Here is a 19457-nt window from a genome sequence, read left to right on the forward strand (position 1 = left end):
GCCCGCGCCTAACCGGGCGACGCACCATGCCCCGACGTCACGCAGGCCCCCAATGACCGAATCCGTGCCCACGATCTCAGGGCTCAGCGCCATCGCCGACCGGTTCGACGTGATCCTGTGCGACGTCTGGGGCGTGCTGCATGACGGCGTGCGCGCGCATGTCGGCGCGGGCGAGGCCCTGATCCGCTTCCGGGCCCTGCCGGGCGGCACGCGACCGCGCCGGGTGGTGCTGGTCTCCAACGCGCCGCGCCCCTGGGAGGGTGTCCGAACGATCCTCGACGGGTACGGCGTGCCGCGCGACGCCTACGACGCCATCCTGACCTCGGGCGATCTCACACGCAGTCTGCTCGCCGAGACGCCGGGCACGCGGATCCACCATCTCGGGCCCGAGCGCGACGCGCCGATCTTCGCCGATCTCGATATCCGCCTCGTCGCGGCGGAGGAGGCCGAACGCGTGGTCTGCACCGGGTTGTTCGACGACACCCGGGAGACGGCCGACGATTATCGCCCGGCCCTGGAGGAATGGCGAGCGCGCGACGTGCCGATGATCTGCGCCAATCCGGACCTCGTGGTCGAGCGTGCCGGGCTTCTGATCCCCTGCGCCGGCCTCATCGCCGAAGCCTACGCGGCGCTGGGCGGTCGGGTCGCCTATGCGGGAAAACCGTATCGGCCGGTCTATGCGGCCGCCCTGGCGATGGCCGGTGCCCTCGACGGCCTCGCGGCCCCGGAGCCCGGGCGGGTCCTCGCGGTGGGCGACGCCCTGCGCACGGACATCGCCGGAGCGTCGGCGTTCGGGATCCCGAATCTCCTCGTCGCCCGTGGCATCCATGCCGAGGAACTGGGGGTCTCGACGGAGGAGGCCGCCCTCGGCGACGTCGCCGCCTGGCTCGGACGTCAGTCCGTTCGGCCGGACGCGATCATCGAACGCCTCGTCTGGTAGGATCTCATACCGGTCGATCGCTTCGCGATGCGGATCTGGGCTTCGCTCAGGCGCCGCGCGGGCTGCCTGAGACGTTCCCCGAATGGATCATCCGGAAAACAGTCTCAGGCGAACATCGCGTCGATCTCGTCCTGGGCCGTCGCCGGTCCGTTGACCTGGGGGCCGTTGAGAATCAGCAGCTCGTTGCGGACGCGGCGCTCGACCTCTTCCGGGTCGATTCCGCCCTCGTCGCGGGCCTTCACGGCGGCGGCGAAGCGCGACAGGCGGCTCTCCAGCTGGCGCAGGGCGTCGACCACCTTGGTGATTCGCTGGCCGGTGATGTCCTGGAAGGTGCAGGCCTCGAAGATGTCGTTCATCCGCGCCTCGACGGCGGGACGGTAGTTCCTGTCGTCCGGCAGGCCGAGGATTTCCTCGGCCGCGTTCATGATCGTGTTCGTCGCCCCCGCCGTCGCGGCCACGACGCAGCCGAGCTCCTCGTGCGCCATGGGCAGACGGTCACGCGTCAGTTCGTTGGCCCGCAGGGCGGCGATCTCGGTGCGGAGATGCGCGATGTAATCGGCGATCTCCACGAGCTCCCGGACCAGGGATGGTTTTTCCGGCGCGGCGTTCGCCTTGCGCGCCCTGTTTGCGAGTGCCATCGACTCCCGCCTCTCCCTGTGCCGTCCGGTGGGTCGAAAAGACTGGTGCGTTTGCCCGCCGGACGACCTCTGCCCGGCCCTTGCGGGGGAGCGAGAGTCGTTCGCTCCGGCGCGATGCAACTCAACCGATGCGTGGACCGATCCGACGGATCGGTGCCCGCGTCAGGCGCCGCAGACCGCCTCGATCTTGCTCTTCAACGTCGCGGCGTTGAACGGCTTGACGATGTAGTTGTTCACGCCGGCCTTCTTGGCGGCGATGACGTTCTCGGTCTTCGATTCGGCCGTGACCATGATGAACGGCGTGGTGCGCAGGGCCTCGTCGGCGCGCACGTGACGCAGCAGCTCGTAGCCCGTCATCGGCTCCATGTTCCAATCGGAGATCACGAGGCCGTACTTGCGGTTCTTCAGGCGGGCGAGGGCGGCGGTGCCGTCGGAGGCGTCGTCGACCTCCTCGAACCCGAGCTGCTTCAGAAGGTTGCGGATGATACGGACCATCGTCTGATAATCGTCGACGACGAGGATCGGCATGCCGAGATCGAGGGCCATGGTTGCGTGTGCTCCGTCAGGTCGAGGCCGCCGCGTGCGCCGCGGCGGCTCGGGAATGGGCAGGGGCGAATCCGTGTCCGCGCCCTTGATCGTGAAACTACGGTCGATCGGCTTGCGAAGCGGTTAACTGCAGTGCTGGGTCGGCATCCCGGAGCGAGGCGAGACGCCTCGCTTGACCCTCCCGGTGGATTTCGACAGGTTCCGCCGCGAAACGCGGCCCTTCGAGGCCGCGCTCATCCTGCCACAGCCATGTTGGGACAAGATGCCGCCCGGCGACAGGACAGCCCCGCCGGCCCCGGTCCCTGTGACGGGCCGGCGTTTCACGGTCTGCCGCGAGGACGAGCCGGTGCCGCCGGCCATCGCCGGGGCCATCGCGGCGATCGGTAATTTCGACGGCGTCCATTTCGGCCACCGCGCCCTGATGGCCGCCGTGCGCGAGACCGCCGGCGAGGTCGGCCGGCCGGCCGTGGCGCTCACCTTCGAGCCGCATCCGCGGGCGTATTTCGCGCCGCATCTGCCGATGTTCCGCCTGTCCGACGCGGCGGCCAAGGAGCGGGTGCTCGCCCGGCTCGGCCTCGACGGCCTCATCGTGCGCCGGTTCGATGCCGCCCTAGCGGGCATGGGCGCGCGTGCCTTCGTCGAGGGTCTGCTCGTGCGGGATCTCGGTCTCTCGGGCGTCGTCGTCGGACACGATTTCCATTTCGGCCGCGGACGCGAGGGCACCCCGGCCATCCTGGCCGAACTGTGCGCGGATGCGGGCTTGAGCTGCCGCGTCATCTCGGCCGTTTCCCTGCCGCCTCCCGAATCATTCGTTTCCTCGTCACCCGTTTCTCCGGAGAACGTAATGGACCCGGTCTCGTCGAGCGCGATCCGCGCGGCCCTGGCCGAGGGCGACGTCGCCCGTGCCAACGCCTTGCTCGGCTATCGCTGGTTCGTTTCGGGGGTGGTGCAGCACGGGGACAAGCGCGGGCGCACGCTGGGCTATCCGACCGCCAACGTCGCGCTGCGCGATTGCGGCCTCGCCCACGGGATCTACGCCGTGCGGGTGGCCCTGCCGGATGGAACCGTGTGGAACGGGGTGGCGAGCTACGGCCGGCGGCCGACCTTCGACGACGGTGCGCCCCTCCTCGAGGTTAACCTGTTCGACGTCGCGCGCGACCTCTACGGCCAGTCGATCACCGTGGAACTCGTGGCCCATATCCGGGGCGAGGAACGCTTCGACTCGGCCGAGAGCCTGATCGCCCGGATGGACATCGATGCCGCGCAGGCCCGCGCGATCCTGGCCGCCGACACCGTGCCGTCGATGCTGTAGGCTTTTGTTCTTGCCCCGACCGACCCGAGGGTACCCTCGCGGGCGGCATCGGACCGGCGCCAGATGCGATAAGCAAATCGTTAACCATCCGCGGCGCAATCTTCGCGTGTCCCGGATGCGGCCTCGGCGTGCAGCCGGATGGACACGATGCCGGGGCGGATGACGCCGGATGTACGCGCATCCGCTCCCGGCTTCCGTGGCTGCTCGCGCGCCTCGGAGGGACGCTCTCAGTTTCGCCGAAGTTCGGGGGTTGTCTCAGGGCCGACGGTCGGGCTCCCCTCCGGAGCCGCGACGTGCCGATCACGAAGCAGGTGCCTGATGGTCAAAACTCTGATGGTCGTCTTGACGGTTGTCCTCGTCCTCGCCCTCGCCGCCGTCGCGCGGCTGGTGCTGCTGCCGTTCCGAGGTGTCCGCGCCTTGAGCGCCCGCGCCTTCGGCCGTCGGCGCCTCGCGACCGCCTGACGACGGTTCACGAAGCGCCCGCTGCGTCATGGCGTCTGCCGTCCCGACGCTCACGACACCAACCGGCCTCGACCAGGCATCCCGGGAGGCACACCGAAACCCGCCACGCTTCGGCGGGTCGGGATCGCAGGTCGGCGGCCCTACAGCTTCGTCGGTGTCGCGGCCAGCCGCTGTGCGGCGGCCTTGAGGCCGACCTGGTCGCTGCCGCTCAAGGCATAGGCCGTGCGTCCGACGGCCCAGTAGGCAGTCTCGCCGTTGCCGGGGCTCGCGACTTCGCCCTCGCCCGGGCCAGCCTTGCCGACATGGGTCGCGAACAGGGAGAGTTCGCCAAGGGCCCCGGCATCGATCACCACCTCGACGCCGGTGCCGTTGCGGGCCGGCACGATCTGGACGTCGCGCACGGTCCAGTCGCCCGGCAGGTCGGGGAGGGCGATGCCCGTGGCGCCGGCGATGCCGGTGCGGTCGTAGGTGGTGGTGCGCTGGGCCGCCAGCCGTCCGCGGATCTGGGCCGCTTCACGGGCGTTGCGGGCATCGGACACCAGCGTCGGGTCCACCGGTGCGGCGAAGGTGTCCGGCACCCCGAGGAGGAAGCTGTCCGAATGGGCGAGCCATCCGGCACCGACGAGGAGGGCGATGACCGCGGCCCGGCGCAGGCGGTCGCCGGCGCGGCGCCAGGCGAGGGATCGGTCGAGGCGCCGGGCCGCCGCGCGATTGCGCTCCGGACCGGAACCCGGCATCCGCGCGAACGCCTCGCGCAGGGCGTCGCGGTCGTGCATCTCGGCCATCACACGGGCGGCGATCTCGGGGGCGCGGGCAAGGTGCGCTTCCACGTCGAGGCGTCGCATCACGTCGAGCTGTCCATCGACGAAGGCGGTGAGATCGGTGTCGGTAATCGGGTCGACCATCGCTGTCGCTTCCATTCGGTTCTGGCCTGCGCCTCGGCGCCGATGGTCGTCCGGCCAGATCGGTCGGTTCGTCGCCGTGATGGCCACGCCTTCGGCAATCGTCCGGGCCGGCGCCTCGTCCAGAGGTCGATGCGACCCCGTGAGCGATGTGCGTCGGCCCCTGTTCCTTCTGATGTCCCGCGGACCCGCTCGTGTGGGCCGGACAATCGAATCCTGCCCGTTGCCGGGCGATGATAGGCGATCGTATTTCTTTGCGAAACGGTCAGCTCTTCCCGGCGGCTCGTCCCCCGAGCCCTGCGCCCGCGCCCGGCCCAGCTTGCTGGGGCACGAGGCGCAGGCGCGGCCGCTCCGGTGGGGGGCTACGCTGTTCTGGGAGATCGCGCTCGCCTTCCTCGAAGGCCCGAAGGGCGGCGCGGCCGCGACCGAGCCGTGACATCAGGGTTCCGATGGGAATGCCGAGGACCGCGGCGGCATCGGCGTAGGCCATGCCTTCGAGGGTGACGAGGTGCAGGGCGGCGCGCTGCTCTTCCGGAAGGGTGAGGAAGGCGCGGCGGATCTGGGCGAGGCGCACCTGAGCCTCCTGAGCGGGCTGGGCGACCTCTTCGCTCATCTGCACGAGGGCTTCGGCATGGCGTGATTCCACGCGTTTGCGCCGCTGCTCATCGATGAAGACGTTGTGCAGCACCGTCATCATCCAGGTGCGCAGGTTGGTGTTGGGTCGGTGGATCTGACCCGATTCGAGGGCCCGCACCAGGGCGTCGTGCACGAGGTCGTCGGCCCGGAGACTGTCGCGGGTCAACGATCGCGCGTAGCGCCGCAGGGGCACCATGAGATCGACGATGGATGTGGCGGAGCCGGGCCGGATCGGTTCGGTCGTCATAGTAGGTATAACGGTTGGCCGACGGGATTAATCCCGCCGACCCCCGGGGCATCGCTCCGTTCCCTCGAAACGCGCCTAAGCGTAGGTGGCCTGCAGGTTGAGGCTGCAGGTCCGGCCGACCTGATCGTAGGTCTCGGCGAGCCACGCCTGGGCCGCACCCCGGCCCTTGTCGCGCAGGCGCTCGAACACCCGTAGACGCGCGTCGAGGCGCGAGGACGCCTGATAGTCGTCGAGGGCGCCGGTGCCGTCGATGCGGTGGACGTATTGCGACTTGTAGCCGCCCTGGCCGAGCACGCCCTCGGCGATGAGGCCGTCGAGGAAATCGATGGCGCGCAGTTCCCGCATGAGGTTGGCGTTGAAGGTGATCTCGTTGAGGCGATCCTGGATCTCCTGCTGCGTGCGTGGGGTCTCGCGCCGCTCCACCGGGTTGATCTGCACCAGGACGATGTCGCGGGTCTCCGCCCCCCGGTACAGGGGATAGAGCGGTGGATTGCCGAGATAGCCTCCGTCCCAGTAGGGCACGCCGTCGATCTCCACCGCCTGGAACACCGTCGGCAGGCAGGCCGAGGCCATGAGGTGATCGACCTTGAGATCCGAGCGCTCGAACACAGCGAGCTTGCCGGTCCAGACATTGGTGGCGGACACGAACACCGCCGCCGTCTCGGCCTCGCGCAGACGGTCGAAGTTCACCTGCTTGGCCAGAGCCTTGCGGAGGGGATTGTAGTTGAGCGGATTCGACGCGTAGGGGCTCGTCTTGATCACGCGGCCCCAGAACTCGACGACGGGGTTGTCCTTCCACAAGGCGAACAGGCCGTTCAGGGCCCCGCGCTGGACCGGCCAGAGATCGCTGTCGAGACTTACTTCGCGCCAGAACGTCTCCAGGGCGGTGCGTGCCCCATCGGGACCACCCTCGAGCCAGCCGTCGACCATCACCACGGCGTTCATGGCTCCGGCGCTCGCTCCGGTGATCGCCTCGAAGCCGAGGCGTCCGTCCTCGATCAGCGCATCGAGCACACCCCAGGTGAAAGCCCCATGTGCCCCGCCGCCCTGGAGCGCCAACGCGACGGTCTTCTCCGCACGCGGACCGGCCAGGACCTGCGTCGGCGCCGTGGCCCGCTCGGGGCAGGACCCACCGGGGCCGATATCGGCGGGTGAGTCGAGGGGCACGTCCTGATTCGCGTCGAGCATGGGGCCTCCAAATGGATGGTGCACCGCAACATATGATGCGACAGGGCAACAATCGGGCCGGGACGCCCCCGGTTCCCCCCACGGCGCGCAGTGCAGCCATTTGTCCGGCGCAGCGATGAACTCGACATCTCGCCCCGGATCGGACATGGGATGGCCTGACACCAGACCAGCGCCCCTGACCATCGGGACGGTGCGGGCTTGACGCCTGCTCACCGTCATCTCAGCTAAACGGTCGAGAGCGTAGACAAGAGGGCGTCGTGGACGCCACCGGCCGGATCGCCCAGCCGGGCTCAATGGCGCCCTCGCGGACGGACCAAAGCCGCAAGGCCGGCGGAGGTTCCTCGGAGCGCACGGATCAACGATGGAAGCCATGGACGCGACCCCCGCCAACCCGATCAGCGGCAACGCCCCCGAGATCGCCGGTCCCAGCCCCCGTCACCGCACCGTCGGCGTCATGGTCGGGTCCGGGGAAGGAGCCGTCATGGTGGGCGGCGGTGCCCCCATCGTCGTGCAGTCGATGACCAACACCGACACCGCCGATATCGACGGCACGGTGGCGCAGGTGGCCCAGCTCTCCCGCGCGGGATCGGAACTCGTGCGCATCACCGTCGACCGCGACGAGGCGGCCATGGCGGTGCCGAAGATTCGCGAGCGCCTCGACCGCATCGGCATCCACGTGCCCCTGGTCGGCGATTTCCACTACATCGGCCACAAGCTCCTCGCCGACCATCCGGCCTGTGCCGAGGCTCTGGCGAAGTACCGGATCAACCCCGGCAATGTCGGCTTCAAGGAGAAGAAGGACACTCAGTTCTCGACCATCGTCGAGCAGGCGATCCGCTACGGCAAGACCGTACGCATCGGCGCCAACTGGGGCTCCCTCGACGAGGCACTTCTCACGCACCTCATGGACGAGAATGCCCGGCTGCCCCGGCCCATCGACGCCCGCGCGGTGATGCGCGAGGCCATGGTGCGCTCGGCGCTGTCCTCGGCCGAGCGCGCCGTGGAACTCGGCCTGCCGAAGGACCGGATCATCCTCTCGGCCAAGGTCTCGGCGGTACAGGACCTCATCGCCGTCTACCGCGAGGTGGCGCGCCGCTCGGACTTCGCGATCCATCTCGGTCTCACCGAGGCCGGCATGGGCTCGAAGGGCCTCGTCGCCGCCTCCGCCGCCATCGGCGTTCTGCTGCAGGAAGGCATCGGCGACACCATCCGCTACTCCCTCACTCCGGAGCCGGGCGGCGACCGCACCGTCGAGGTCAAGGCCGCGCAGGAATTGCTGCAGACCATGGGCTTCCGGACGTTCGTCCCCCTGGTGGCGGCCTGCCCCGGCTGCGGACGCACCACCTCCACCACGTTCCAGGAACTCGCCCGCGACATCCAGAACTGGATCGTCACGTCGATGCCCGAGTGGAAGAAGGCGTATCCCGGCGTCGAGGGTCTCAACGTCGCGGTGATGGGCTGCATCGTCAACGGCCCCGGCGAATCGAAGCATGCCGATATCGGCATCTCGCTCCCGGGCACCGGCGAGACCCCCACCGCCCCGGTGTTCATCGACGGCAAGAAGGCCATGACCTTGCGCGGGCCGACCCTCGCCAAGGACTTCGAGACCGTGGTGACCGACTACATCGAGCGCCGCTTCGGCGCCGGCACCCGCAGCGCCGCGGAGTAGCCGCCGCTCGCGGCGCGCGCCATGCCTGTTGGCCGAACGGTGATCCCGAGCGGGTTGCCGTTCTCGCGTGCTGCGCCGCATGATAGCGTGACCGCAGCCTAATCCCCGCTGCCCGACTTCGTCGGGACCGGCCCCGCGTTCTTCGCGTACTCCCGATGGTGCGTCGCGAAAAGCCCGGGCTCGCAACACGTCGCGATCGAGCCGCATGACGCAATCCGCCATTCCGAGCGCGCCCGGTCCCACCCCCGAGGGGGGGGACCCGTCCGCGGCGGCCATCGACGCGGAGACGGGCCGGGCCCACGCACCGGCCAGCCTGTGGACCCTGGTGCTGGGCTCCGTCGGCGTCGTCTACGGCGACATCGGCACCAGCCCGCTCTACGCCTTCCGCGAGGCCCTGGTCTCCGCCCGCGCCGACGGCATCCTCCTGCGCGAGGAGGTCCTGGGCGTCGCCTCGCTCATCCTGTGGGCGCTGCTCCTCATCGTCACCATCAAATACGTCGTCATCCTCATGCGGATGGACAACAACGGCGAGGGCGGCATCCTCTCGCTCATGGCGCTGGCCCGCTCGGCGCTCGGCGGCTCGCGCATCGTGTTCATGTTCGGCCTGCTTGGGGCGTCGCTGTTCTACGGCGACGCCATCATCACGCCCGCCATCTCGGTGCTGTCGGCGGTGGAGGGGCTGAAACTCGTCACCCCGGCCTTCGAGGCCTACGTCCTGCCCATCACCATCGCGATCATCGTACCCCTGTTCCTGATCCAGAACCGGGGCACGGGGAAAGTGGCGACCTTCTTCGGGCCGGTCATGGCCGTGTGGTTCGCCGCCATGGCGCTCGCCGCCCTGCCGCACATCTACGCCACCCCGGACGTGTTCTGGGCCATCAACCCGTACTACGCCCTGCATTACCTGCTCGGCCACGGCACCGGTGCCCTGGTGGCGCTCGGCGCGGTGTTCCTCGCGGTGACGGGGGCCGAGGCCCTGTTCGCCGATCTCGGGCATTTCGGCCGCCGGCCGATCCAGATCGCGTGGCTCTACCTTGTGGCGCCCTGCCTCGTGCTCAACTATTTCGGCCAGGCCGCCCTGGTGCTGGCGAAGCCCGACACGAGCGACCCGTTCTTCCAGCTCGTGCCCGAATGGGGCCTGCTGCCCATGGTGCTGCTCGCCACCGCCGCCACGGTGACGGCGAGCCAGGCGGTGATCACCGGCGCGTTCTCCCTGTCGCGCCAGGCGATCCAGCTCGGCCTGCTGCCGCGCCTCGAGATCCGCCACACCTCGGAATCGCATTCGGGGCAGATCTACCTGCCGCAGATCAACGCGCTCCTGATGGTCGGCGTCGTCATCCTGGCGATCCTGTTCCGCTCGTCCGCCGCCCTCGCCTCGGCCTACGGCATCGCGGTGACTGGCACGATGCTCATCACCGCGAGCCTCGCCTTCCTCGTGCTGTGGAAGACCTGGAAGTGGTCCCCCTGGGCCGCGGGCCTCGCGATCCTGCCGTTCGCCGCCCTGGAGTTCCTGTTTCTCCTGTCGAACATGCTCAAGGTGTTCGAGGGCGGCTACGTGCCCCTGCTGTTCGCCGGCGCCCTCATCGTCGTGATGTGGACCTGGGTACGCGGCGTCGCGATCCTCATCAACAAGACCCGCAAGACCGACGTGCCGCTCACCGAACTCGTCGGCATGCTGGAGAAGAGCCCGCCGCACCACGTGCGCGGCACGGCGGTGTTCCTCACCAGCGATCCCTACATCGCGCCGGCGGCCCTGCTGCACAATCTCAAGCACAACAAGGTGCTGCACGAGAAGAACGTGGTGCTCACGGTGGAGACCGTGGACACGCCCCGGGCCCGCGCCGTCGACCGCGTCCGCATCGAGCCCATCGGCCCGCACTTCTCCAAGGTGGTGATGAAGTTCGGCTACATGGAATCGCCCAACATCCCCCGGACCCTGACGCTCCTGAAGAAACAGGGCTTCAAGTTCGACATCATGGCGACGTCGTTCTTCCTGTCGCGGCGCTCCATCCGCCCGGCGGCCCATTCGGGCATGCCCCTGTGGCAGGACCGGATCTTCATCACGCTGGCCAAGAACGCCAACGACGCCACGGACTTCTTCCAGATCCCCACGGGGCGGGTGGTCGAGGTCGGGACCCAGGTGACGGTGTGAGGGGCATCGCCCACCCCTCTCCTTGAGCAAACAACCTCGCAAATCCGGAATCTGACTCCGGATTTGCGAGGTTATGGGCTGTGTTCGCCCCTTACGCCTCCCGGTCGTACCGGAACGCGTCGGGCACCCTCGGCATGGCGATGCGTTCGTAGAAGGTGATCGCGTCGGGGGCGGCCGTGAGCAGGAGCGAGGCCTGCGGGCCGATCGCTTTGCGCGTCGCGGCGATCAGGCCCTGGCCGATGCCAAGGCCCTGCGCCGAGCGGCACACGGCGAGATCCGACAGGTAGGCGCAGAACGAAAAGTCGGTGAGGGTGCGGGCCACGCCCACGAGGGCGCCGTCGCGGCGGGCGGTGACGACGAGGTCGGCCGCCGCCAGCATCATCTCCAACCGTACGGGATCGTCGGCGGGCCGGCGTGGTGCCAGGCCCGATTCGACGAGGACGCGGCGGAACTCCGCCACGTCGAGATCCGGCTCGATGCCGTAGGTGACCACCGTCCGGGGCTCAGGCGGCGAAAGCGCCATGGCAGTGCTTGTACTTCTTGCCCGAGCCACACGGGCAGGGCTCGTTGCGCGCGACCCGGCCCCAGGTGGTGGCGTCCGTGGGGTCGCGCTCCAGCACCGCCGTGTCCGTGGGCATCGCCTGCGCGGCGTAGCCGTAGGCCGGTCCGGCCCCGCCGTCGCTTCCCGTGCCTGAACGGCCGAACTCGTTCTCGCCGGTGACGGGATCGAGGTGCTGGGCGAACATCTGGGGCAGGGCGGGGGAGGCGAACGGCGTCTCCTCGGACGCCGGGTCCTCGTACATGATCTCGATGCGAGCGAGCTGCTGGGTGACCTGCTCGCGCAAGCTGCCGACGAGGCCGTTGAACAGGTCGAAGGCCTCCGACTTGTACTCGTTCAGCGGATCGCGCTGGGCCACGCCGCGCCAGCCCACCACCTGACGCAGGTGGTCGAGGGTGACGAGGTGCTCGCGCCAGAGATGGTCGAGGGTCTGCAGGAGCACCTGCTTCTCGACATAAGTCATCACCTCGGGCGTGTTCTTCTCCGTGCGCGCCGCATAGGCGTCGTCGGCCGACTGGCGCAGGCGGTCGCGCATCTCCTCGTCGGCGATGCCCTCTTCCTTGGCCCAATCCTCCACCGGCACGTCGAGGTTGAGAACGGTCTGGACCCGCTCGCGCAGGCCCTCGACATCCCACTGCTCGGCGTAGGCGTTCTCGGGCACGTGGACGGCGACGAGGTCGTCGACGACGCCGTGGCGCATCTCGTCGACGGTGTCGCGCACGCTCTCCTGGCCCATGAAGTCGCGACGCTGCTCGAACACCACCTTGCGCTGGTCGTTCATGACGTTGTCGTACTTGAGCACGTTCTTGCGCATGTCGAAGTTGCGCGCCTCGACCTTCTGCTGCGCCTTCTCGATGGCCTTGTTGATCCATGGGTGAATGATCGCCTCGCCCTGCTCCAGGCCGAGGCGCGTCAGCATGCCGTCCATGCGATCGGACCCGAAGATCCGCATGAGATCGTCCTGCAACGACAGGTAGAACTTCGAACGGCCGGGATCGCCCTGACGACCGGAGCGGCCGCGCAGCTGGTTGTCGATGCGGCGCGATTCGTGGCGCTCGGTGCCGATGATGTAGAGGCCGCCCGGCAGGGCCTTCTTGCGACCGGCCTCCGGGTCGGCCGGCTCGCCCGACGCCAGCACCTTCTCGCGGTATTCCGCGATCTCGGCCTTGATCGCCGCGATCCTGGCCTCGCGCTCCGCACCCTCGGGAATGCCCGCGAGTTCCTTCTCGACCCGCATCTCGACGTTGCCGCCGAGTTTGATGTCGGTGCCGCGCCCGGCCATGTTCGTCGCGATGGTGATGGCACCGGGCACGCCGGCCTCCGCCACGATATAGGCCTCCTGCTCGTGGAAGCGGGCGTTGAGCACGGCGAAGCGCTTCGTCACCCGGCCCTCCCGGGCGGCCGCGTAGACGTCGGTGAGGGCGTTGAGGTCCGAGTAATCGAGCGGCGTGAAGCCGGCCTTGGTGAGCATCTCGGCCAGATGCTGCGACTTCTCGATGGAGCCGGTGCCGACCAGGATCGGCTGGTGGCGCGCATGCGCCTTCTCGATCTCGGCGATGATGCCGTCGTACTTCTCGCCCACGGTCCGGTAGACCTCGTCGTCCTCGTCGACGCGCTCGACCTCCTTGTTGGTCGGGATGTCGACGACTTCGAGCTTGTAGATCTCGGCGAACTCGTCGGCCTCCGTCGAGGCCGTGCCGGTCATGCCGGCGAGGTTGGAATAGAGACGGAAGTAGTTCTGGAAGGTGATCGAGGCGAGCGTCTGGTTCTCGGGCTGGATCGTGACCCGCTCCTTGGCCTCGAGGGCCTGGTGCAGGCCTTCCGAGTAGCGCCGGCCCTGCATCATGCGGCCGGTGAACTCGTCGATGATCACCACCTCGTCGTTCTTGACGATGTAGTCCTTGTCCAGAGTGAACAGGGTGTGGGCGCGCAGCGCCTGGTTCACGTGGTGGACGAGGGAGACGTTGTGGGCGTCGTAGAGATCGCCCTCTTTCAGCAGATCCGCTCCGCGTAAAAGGTCCTCGATGAACTCGTTGCCGCTCTCGGTGAGCGAGACCGTGCGCTGCTTTTCGTCGAGGTCGTAATGCTCCTTCTCCAGATGGGGCATCAGCGCATCGACGGAGACGTAGAGCTCCGAGCGGTCGTCCACGGGGCCGGAGATGATGAGCGGGGTGCGGGCCTCGTCGATGAGGATCGAATCGACCTCGTCCACGATCGCGAAATTGTGGCCGCGCTGGGCGAGCTGGGAGAGCTCGTACTTCATGTTGTCGCGCAGGTAGTCGAACCCGAACTCGTTGTTGGTGCCGTAGGTGATGTCGCAGGCATAGGCCGCCTTGCGCTGCTCGTCGTCGAGCCCGTGCACGATGGTGCCGACGGTGAGGCCGAGGAAGCGGTAGACGCGGCCCATCCACTCGGCGTCGCGCGACGCGAGGTAGTCGTTCACGGTCACCACGTGGACGCCGAGGCCCGAGAGGGCGTTGAGGTAGACCGGCAGGGTCGCCACCAGGGTCTTGCCCTCGCCCGTGCGCATCTCGGCGATGCCGCTCTCGTGCAGCACCATGCCGCCGATGAGCTGCACGTCGAAGTGGCGCTGCCCCAAGGCCCGCTTGGCGGCTTCGCGCACGGTGGCGAAGGCGGGAATCAGGATATCGTCGAGGGACTTGCCGGCGGCGAGCTCGCCCTTGAGCATGTCGGTCCGCGCGCGCAGATCCGCGTCGGTGAGGCTGGCCAGCTGCGGCTCCAGGGCGTTGATCTCGGCCACACGGGGACGGTAGCCCTTCACGCGCCGGTCGTTGGACGAGCCGAAAATCTTCTTGGCGAGGGCACCGAGCATCGTGAACCTACGGTCGATCGAAAAGCGTGAAGGCGAATGTTGGCCGGGCTTATAGAGGTAAATATTGCCCGACGCATCCGAAAGAGCCGCGCCCTCGCGAACGTCGATGTCCTCAGGTTCGCGAAGGCGGAACGGCGTCGCATTCGCTCCGATACCGGGCGCCCGCCCTAAGCGCATGATGTCGTCAACCCGGCCTCAGGCCGGGGTTCTCACGCCCGGTTGCCAGAAAGCGGGCGGCAGGGACGAATCAGTTGATCTCGCAGAACCCGGCCCCGGAGCCGACGATGCGTCCGCTACCGCACCAGACCTGCGTCGTACGGACGTCCGTGACGGGAGCGGGGGCGGTCACGAGGGGGGTGACGACGGACGGGATCGGGCGCGGCATCGCCAGGCTCGCGGCGGGCTCCTGCCGCACCGGTCCGGCCGGAGTTGAACCGATGCTGCCCGTGGCGGCGGGGACGAACGCCACACCCGGACTGCGGCGCCCGCGCGCCTCGGCATCCGAGGCACCGCCGATGAGACCGGCGCCGAGCAAGACCACAGCGAGGGCGACCGAATCTACACGCACGCGACACCTCCCGGAACAAGTCGGACGGACCCTACGCCCCGATCCGTTAAGGCGGCCTCGCCGCAACCCGGCGGATGCGATGGATCGTGCCCGCCCGGCTTGCCATCGACGCCGGCGCACGCCACCTGTGAGGGCGTGATTCCGGTGGCCTTCCGGCCGCCGCCAACTCTCGCACCGATCACGCCTCGCACCGAGTCCGACCGCACGGTGAGGCGGGGATGCAGCGAGGCGCCCTGCCCGAAGGACGCCGCGATGCCCATCACCCACGCCCTCCTGCGCACCAGCGCCCTCGCGCTGCTCCTGGCCACGCCCCTGGCCGGCGCCCAGGCGCAGCAGCCCGCCGCCCCCGCGCCGGCGGCCCCCGTCGTGGCGCCCGAGACGGTTGTGGCGAAGGTGAACGGCGCCCCGATCACCCAGGGCGATCTGGCCATCGCGTCGGACGATCCGGCCCTGTCCCTGCCGGGCGTGGACGACGCGCAGAAGAAGAATCTGCTCGTCGATTACATGGTCGACCTGAAGGTCGGCGCGCAGGCCGCCGACGCGGCCAAGGTGGCCGAGTCCCCGGACTTCCAGCGCAAGCTCGCCTATTTCCGCGATAAGCTCCTCCTCGACGAGTACCTGGAGCGCGAGGCCAAGAAGGCGGTGACGCCGGAGGCGGCCAAGGCTCTCTACGAGCAGACCGTGAAGGCGATGAAGCCGGACGAGGAGGTCCATGCGCGCCACATCCTCGTCGACAACGAGGACGACGCGAAGAAGATCGCCGTGCGCATCAAGGGGGGCGAGGACTTCGCGAAGGTCGCGGCCGAGGCCTCGAAGGACCCGGGCTCGAAGGCCGAGGGCGGCGATCTCGGCTGGTTCACGAAGGAGCGCATGGTGGCGCCCTTCGCAGAGGCGGCCTTCAAGCTCAACGCCGGGCAGGTCTCGGACCCGATCAAGACCCAGTTCGGCTGGCACGTCATCAAGGTCGAGGAGAAGCGCGTGAAGCCGGTGCCGACCTTCGCCGAGATGAAGGAGCAGGTCGAGCAGTACATCACCCGCAAGACCCAGCAGGATCTCATCCTCAAGTTGCGCGAGGCCGCGAAGGTCGAGCGCACGGGCGCCGCCCCAGCCGAGGGGAAGGGCGAGCCCAAGAAGCCCTGAGTCCAGTGACCCGGAAACCGGCGTGCCCCGCATTCGGCGGGGCGCGCGTATCGATGGTTGCGCGGTTTATGGTTGCGCTTGGCTCCCGGATCGGCTGTGACTGCGCCCGTCGAATCGAGGGGGCAGCATGTCGGGTGGTCACGGGGGCGGCGGAAGCTCCAACAAGCGCGTGGCGCTGCTGATCTCGGTGTTGGCGCTGTTCCTTGCGCTGGCCGAGACCCTGGCCAAGGGCGCGCAGACGGAGGCGCTCAGCGCCAACGTCGAATCGTCCAATCAATGGGCCTACTTCCAGGCCCGCACCATCCGGGGCACCATCCTCAAGACCGCCGACGAGACCCTGGCCCTGCTCCCGCCGGACGCCGCGAATTCGGAGGCGATCAAGGCCAAGCGCGCCGAGTGGGCCAAGACCATGGCCCGCTGGGACAGCGAGCCCGCCACTGGCGAGGGCCGCAAGGAACTCAGCGAGAAGGCCCGGCACGCCCAGGAGGTGCGCGACAAGGCGCTGCACCGTTATCACCATTACGAGTTCGGCTCCGCGGCCTTCCAGATCGGCATCGTGCTCGCGTCGGCCGAGGTGATCACCGGCATCGCGGCCCTGGTCTTCGGCGGCGCCCTCATCGGCCTCGCCGGATTGGCGATGCTCGGCTTCGGTCTCTACGCGCCCCACGTGCTGCCGTTCTTCCACTGATACTCGACAAGCGGTCGGTTTGCCTGTCAAATTCTTCCTGCGACCGGTGATTGAAGCCGGCGCCGGGGTGGATACGCCATGGCGAACGATGCGGACGGGGAAAGCCGGCTCACGCGGGCCTCGGGCTTTCTGTTCATGCACACGGAGCACGCGGTCTACGCCGTGCTCGGGGTGCTTCTGGCGGCCACCGCGATCCTGGCGCTCGTCGATGCCACCGGGCTCCTCGTGGGGGCGATCCGCGAACTCGGCGGATCGGGCAAGCTCTTGGAGATCGTCGACCGGCTCCTGTTCCTGCTGATGCTGGTGGAGATCCTGCACACGGTGCGGGTCTCCATGCGCTCGGGCAAGCTCACCTGCGAGCCGTTCCTCATCGTCGGCCTCATCGCCTCGATCCGGCGGGTCTTGGTGATCACCCTGCAATCGTCCGAGGTCACGCATGGCCCGCTCACGCCGGAGCGCGAGGCGCTGTTTCGCATCTCGATGATCGAGCTCGGCGTGCTCGCCGGGCTCATCCTCGTCATGGTCCTGTCGATCTTCCTCCTGCACCGTGCCCGTGACGATCAGCAGGTGGCGGGACAGGAGTAGGCGCTCAGCGCCGCTGCTTGGATTCGGCCGCCCGGCGCAGGGCTTCCGCCATGGCGCCGCCGGGCTCCGCTCCGGCCTTTGGCGGCGGGGCGGCCTGCATCCGTGCGGGGGCCGGGCGCTCCTCGCGCCGGCCGGGGCGGGACGTGTCCGCATCGTCCGACCGCATGGAGAGGGCGATGCGCTTGCGGTTCGGATCGACCTCGACGACGCGCACCTGCACCACGTCGCCGGGTTTGACCACGTCGCGCGGGTCCTTCACGAACCGGTCGGCCAGCATCGAGATGTGCACCAGGCCGTCTTGGTGCACGCCGACATCCACGAACGCGCCGAAGGCGGCGACGTTGGTAACGACCCCCTCCAGGCGCATGCCGGGCTTGAGGTCGGAGATCTTCTCGATACCGTCCTGGAAGGTCGCTGTCCTGAAGGCCGGGCGCGGATCGCGGCCGGGCTTTTCCAGCTCGGAGAGAATGTCGGTGACCGTGGGCAGGCCGAAGGTCGCGTCGGTGAACTTTTTCGGGTCGAGCCCGCGAAGCGTACCCGCATTGCCGATGACCGCCTGGATCGGCTGACCGGCGGCGGCGAGAATCCGGCGCACCACCGGGTAGGCCTCCGGGTGGACGCCCGAGGCGTCGAGGGGATCGGTGCCGTCGCGGATGCGCAGGAAGCCGGCGGCGAGTTCGTAGGCCTTCGGCCCGAGGCCCGCGACCTTCTTGAGGCTGGCGCGGCTGCGGAACGGCCCGTTGGCATCGCGGTGGACGACGATGTTGGAGGCGACCCGCTCGGTGAGACCGGACACCCGGGCGAGCAGGGGCGCGGAAGCGGTGTTCACGTCCACACCCACGCCGTTCACGCAATCCTCCACCACGGCATCGAGGGAGCGGGACAGCTTCCCCTCCGCCAGATCGTGCTGGTACTGCCCGACGCCGATGGCTTTCGGCTCGATCTTCACGAGTTCGGCGAGCGGGTCCTGCAGGCGCCGGGCGATGGAGACGGCGCCGCGGATCGTGACGTCGAGGTCGGGCAGCTCGGCGCTGGCATAGGCCGAGGCCGAGTAGACCGAGGCGCCGGCCTCCGAGACCATCACCTTGGTGAGCTTCAGTTCGGGCTGCTTGGCGATGAGGTCCGCCGCGAGCTTGTCGGTCTCGCGCGACGCCGTGCCGTTGCCGATGGCGACGAGTTCGACGCCGTGCGCGCGGCAGAGCTTGGCGAGCGTCACGAGGGCGCCGTTCCAGTCGCGGCGCGGCTCATGCGGGTAGATCGTATCGGTGGCCACCACCTTGCCGGTGGCATCGACCACCGCGACCTTCACGCCGGTGCGGAAGCCCGGATCGAGGCCGAGGGTCGGGCGGGCGCCCGCGGGCGCCGCCAGCAGCAGGTCGCGCAGGTTTCCGGCGAACACACCGACGGCGCCGGTCTCGGCCACGGCCCACAAGCGCGCGCGCAGGTCCGTGTCGATGCTGGGCTTGAGCTTCGTCCGCCACGTCCGGCGCACGGTGTCCATGAGGAACGCGTCGCCCGGTCGGCCGGCGTCGCGTACGCCAAACGTCTTGGCGATGCGCAGTTCCTGGGCGGAGGGCTGTCCCTTGGCCGGTTCGTCGCCGACGGCGTCGGTCAGGTCGAGGTCGAGCACATCTTCCTTCTCGCCCCGGAAGAGCGCGAGGATGCGGTGCGAGGGCAGGCGGGTGAGGGGCTCGGAGAACGCGAAATAGTCGGCGAACTTCTCGCCCGCCGCCGCCTTGCCCTTCTTCACCGTCGCGACCATCCGGCCACGCTGCCAGCCTGTTTCCCGCAAGGACCCCACCAGTTCTGCGTCCTCGCTGAAGCGCTCCATGAGGATCGACCGCGCGCCCTCCAGGGCGGCGTCGGTGTCGGCGACGCCCTTGCCCGCATCGACATAGCCCTTGGCCGCCGCCTCCGGTGCCTGGTCGGGCCCGGCCAGAAGAGCATCGGCCAGGGGCCCGAGGCCGGCCTCGCGGGCGATCTGCGCCTTGGTGCGGCGCTTCACCCGGAACGGCAGATAAAGGTCCTCCAGCCGCGCCTTGGTGTCGGCGGCGAGGATGCGGGCGCGTAAGGGGGCGTCGAGCTTGCCCTGGGCCTCGATGCTCTCCAGCACCGCCGCGCGCCGCGCTTCGAGGTCGCGCAGGTAGGCGAGGCGCTCCTCCAGGGTGCGCAACTGCGTGTCGTCGAGGGTGCCGGTGACTTCCTTGCGGTAGCGCGCGACGAACGGGACCGTGGCGCCCCCGTCGAGGAGATCGACGGCGGCCTTCACCTGCCACTCGGCCACGCCGAGTTCGGCGGCGAGGATTGCGTTGATGGCGGCCATGCAGCGTCTCCCGGTGGGGCCGGGGTGTCTACAGGTCCGCGCGCCGGACGGTCAAACGGGCATCGCCGT

General features: G+C 68.9%; 17 protein-coding genes. 8 read left to right on the top strand and 9 right to left on the bottom strand.

The genetic code is table 11. The annotated features are described in order from the left end of the window. The first annotated feature begins 52 nt into the window (after nucleotides 1-52). Complete coding sequence (locus ASF22_RS17850; RefSeq protein WP_056266783.1) at nucleotides 53-940, top strand: TIGR01459 family HAD-type hydrolase; 888 nt, start codon at nucleotides 53-55, stop codon at nucleotides 938-940. 104 nt (nucleotides 941-1044) lie between these two features. On the opposite strand, the gene ASF22_RS17855 is transcribed toward ASF22_RS17850, so the two are convergent. Beyond that, a complete protein-coding gene (locus ASF22_RS17855; protein ID WP_056172621.1) occupies nucleotides 1045-1578 on the bottom strand; it encodes a protein phosphatase CheZ in 534 nt (177 codons plus the stop codon). Nucleotides 1579-1740: 162 nt separating this feature from the next. After that, the gene (locus ASF22_RS17860) at nucleotides 1741-2124 is read right to left on the bottom strand and encodes a response regulator (protein ID WP_018046001.1); all 384 of its coding nucleotides are present in this window, start codon (nucleotides 2122-2124) and stop codon (nucleotides 1741-1743) included. A 262-nt stretch (nucleotides 2125-2386) separates the two neighbouring features. Between ASF22_RS17860 and ASF22_RS17865 the strand changes: the two genes are divergently transcribed. Beyond that, nucleotides 2387-3436, top strand: coding sequence for a bifunctional riboflavin kinase/FAD synthetase (locus ASF22_RS17865; protein WP_056267110.1), 1050 nt, complete (start codon nucleotides 2387-2389; stop codon nucleotides 3434-3436). 333 nt (nucleotides 3437-3769) lie between these two features. Then, a complete protein-coding gene (locus ASF22_RS25245) occupies nucleotides 3770-3898 on the top strand; it encodes a hypothetical protein (RefSeq protein ID WP_274533795.1) in 129 nt (42 codons plus the stop codon). 140 nt (nucleotides 3899-4038) lie between these two features. Here ASF22_RS25245 and ASF22_RS17870 read toward each other — a convergent pair whose 3' ends face one another. The 3 genes from ASF22_RS17870 to ASF22_RS17880 form a co-directional block, all read right to left on the bottom strand. Continuing rightward, the gene (locus ASF22_RS17870; protein WP_056172624.1) at nucleotides 4039-4803 is read right to left on the bottom strand and encodes a hypothetical protein; all 765 of its coding nucleotides are present in this window, start codon (nucleotides 4801-4803) and stop codon (nucleotides 4039-4041) included. 262 nt (nucleotides 4804-5065) lie between these two features. Beyond that, a complete protein-coding gene (locus ASF22_RS17875; protein WP_056172628.1) occupies nucleotides 5066-5683 on the bottom strand; it encodes a sigma-70 family RNA polymerase sigma factor in 618 nt (205 codons plus the stop codon). Nucleotides 5684-5758: 75 nt separating this feature from the next. Beyond that, nucleotides 5759-6871 (bottom strand): patatin-like phospholipase family protein, encoded by a 1113-nt coding sequence (locus ASF22_RS17880; RefSeq protein ID WP_082483802.1) that lies wholly within the window; start codon nucleotides 6869-6871, stop codon nucleotides 5759-5761. Between the two features lie 361 nt (nucleotides 6872-7232). Between ASF22_RS17880 and ispG the strand changes: the two genes are divergently transcribed. Both ispG and ASF22_RS17890 read left to right on the top strand, forming a co-directional pair. Then, nucleotides 7233-8540: a flavodoxin-dependent (E)-4-hydroxy-3-methylbut-2-enyl-diphosphate synthase gene (gene ispG / locus ASF22_RS17885; protein ID WP_056266786.1), complete on the top strand. Its 1308-nt coding sequence runs from the start codon at nucleotides 7233-7235 to the stop codon at nucleotides 8538-8540. A gap of 205 nt (nucleotides 8541-8745) precedes the next feature. Beyond that, complete coding sequence (locus ASF22_RS17890) at nucleotides 8746-10692, top strand: potassium transporter Kup (protein WP_056266788.1); 1947 nt, start codon at nucleotides 8746-8748, stop codon at nucleotides 10690-10692. 91 nt (nucleotides 10693-10783) lie between these two features. Here ASF22_RS17890 and ASF22_RS17895 read toward each other — a convergent pair whose 3' ends face one another. From ASF22_RS17895 to ASF22_RS17905, 3 genes are all read right to left on the bottom strand, one after another. Then, on the bottom strand, nucleotides 10784-11215 hold the full coding sequence (locus ASF22_RS17895) for a GNAT family N-acetyltransferase (RefSeq protein WP_056266791.1): 432 nt from the start codon (nucleotides 11213-11215) through the stop codon (nucleotides 10784-10786). After that, a complete protein-coding gene (gene secA, locus ASF22_RS17900) occupies nucleotides 11196-14084 on the bottom strand; it encodes a preprotein translocase subunit SecA (protein ID WP_056266793.1) in 2889 nt (962 codons plus the stop codon). The genes ASF22_RS17895 and secA overlap by 20 nt, the downstream gene beginning before the upstream one ends. A gap of 247 nt (nucleotides 14085-14331) precedes the next feature. After that, nucleotides 14332-14652, bottom strand: a complete 321-nt coding sequence (locus ASF22_RS17905; RefSeq protein WP_156647839.1) for a hypothetical protein — start codon at nucleotides 14650-14652, stop codon at nucleotides 14332-14334. A 252-nt stretch (nucleotides 14653-14904) separates the two neighbouring features. Here ASF22_RS17905 and ASF22_RS17910 point away from each other — a divergent pair, with 252 nt between their 5' ends. The 3 genes from ASF22_RS17910 (at nucleotide 14905) to ASF22_RS17920 (ending at nucleotide 17065) form a co-directional block, all read left to right on the top strand. Then, nucleotides 14905-15792, top strand: a complete 888-nt coding sequence (locus ASF22_RS17910) for a peptidylprolyl isomerase (RefSeq protein WP_056266798.1) — start codon at nucleotides 14905-14907, stop codon at nucleotides 15790-15792. A 127-nt stretch (nucleotides 15793-15919) separates the two neighbouring features. Then, the gene (locus ASF22_RS17915; RefSeq protein ID WP_056172651.1) at nucleotides 15920-16480 is read left to right on the top strand and encodes a DUF4337 domain-containing protein; all 561 of its coding nucleotides are present in this window, start codon (nucleotides 15920-15922) and stop codon (nucleotides 16478-16480) included. Between the two features lie 78 nt (nucleotides 16481-16558). After that, on the top strand, nucleotides 16559-17065 hold the full coding sequence (locus ASF22_RS17920; RefSeq protein ID WP_056172654.1) for a phosphate-starvation-inducible PsiE family protein: 507 nt from the start codon (nucleotides 16559-16561) through the stop codon (nucleotides 17063-17065). A 4-nt stretch (nucleotides 17066-17069) separates the two neighbouring features. Here the strand turns inward: ASF22_RS17920 and ASF22_RS17925 are convergent, their stop codons facing one another. Then, a complete protein-coding gene (locus tag ASF22_RS17925) occupies nucleotides 17070-19388 on the bottom strand; it encodes a Tex family protein (RefSeq protein WP_056266801.1) in 2319 nt (772 codons plus the stop codon). Nucleotides 19389-19457 lie beyond the last annotated feature (69 nt).

This window comes from Methylobacterium sp. Leaf87, assembly GCF_001422775.1.
Classification (GTDB): Bacteria; Pseudomonadota; Alphaproteobacteria; order Rhizobiales; family Beijerinckiaceae; genus Methylobacterium.

Excerpts from the sequence above, each read along its gene's own strand:
- ASF22_RS17910 (WP_056266798.1), top strand. The coding sequence starts at position 14,905 with ATGCCCATCACCCACGCCCTCCTGCGCACCAGCGCCCTCGCGCTGCTC.
- ASF22_RS17865 (WP_056267110.1), top strand. The coding sequence starts at position 2,387 with ATGCCGCCCGGCGACAGGACAGCCCCGCCGGCCCCGGTCCCTGTGACG.
- ASF22_RS17855 (WP_056172621.1), bottom strand. The coding sequence starts at position 1,578 with ATGGCACTCGCAAACAGGGCGCGCAAGGCGAACGCCGCGCCGGAAAAA.
- ASF22_RS17860 (WP_018046001.1), bottom strand. The coding sequence starts at position 2,124 with ATGGCCCTCGATCTCGGCATGCCGATCCTCGTCGTCGACGATTATCAG.
- ASF22_RS25245 (WP_274533795.1), top strand. The coding sequence starts at position 3,770 with ATGGTCGTCTTGACGGTTGTCCTCGTCCTCGCCCTCGCCGCCGTCGCG.
- ispG (WP_056266786.1), top strand. The coding sequence starts at position 7,233 with ATGGAAGCCATGGACGCGACCCCCGCCAACCCGATCAGCGGCAACGCC.
- ASF22_RS17925 (WP_056266801.1), bottom strand. The coding sequence starts at position 19,388 with ATGGCCGCCATCAACGCAATCCTCGCCGCCGAACTCGGCGTGGCCGAG.
- ASF22_RS17850 (WP_056266783.1), top strand. The coding sequence starts at position 53 with ATGACCGAATCCGTGCCCACGATCTCAGGGCTCAGCGCCATCGCCGAC.
- ASF22_RS17920 (WP_056172654.1), top strand. The coding sequence starts at position 16,559 with ATGGCGAACGATGCGGACGGGGAAAGCCGGCTCACGCGGGCCTCGGGC.
- ASF22_RS17895 (WP_056266791.1), bottom strand. The coding sequence starts at position 11,215 with ATGGCGCTTTCGCCGCCTGAGCCCCGGACGGTGGTCACCTACGGCATC.
- ASF22_RS17915 (WP_056172651.1), top strand. The coding sequence starts at position 15,920 with ATGTCGGGTGGTCACGGGGGCGGCGGAAGCTCCAACAAGCGCGTGGCG.
- ASF22_RS17880 (WP_082483802.1), bottom strand. The coding sequence starts at position 6,871 with ATGCTCGACGCGAATCAGGACGTGCCCCTCGACTCACCCGCCGATATC.
- secA (WP_056266793.1), bottom strand. The coding sequence starts at position 14,084 with ATGCTCGGTGCCCTCGCCAAGAAGATTTTCGGCTCGTCCAACGACCGG.
- ASF22_RS17875 (WP_056172628.1), bottom strand. The coding sequence starts at position 5,683 with ATGACGACCGAACCGATCCGGCCCGGCTCCGCCACATCCATCGTCGAT.
- ASF22_RS17870 (WP_056172624.1), bottom strand. The coding sequence starts at position 4,803 with ATGGTCGACCCGATTACCGACACCGATCTCACCGCCTTCGTCGATGGA.
- ASF22_RS17890 (WP_056266788.1), top strand. The coding sequence starts at position 8,746 with ATGACGCAATCCGCCATTCCGAGCGCGCCCGGTCCCACCCCCGAGGGG.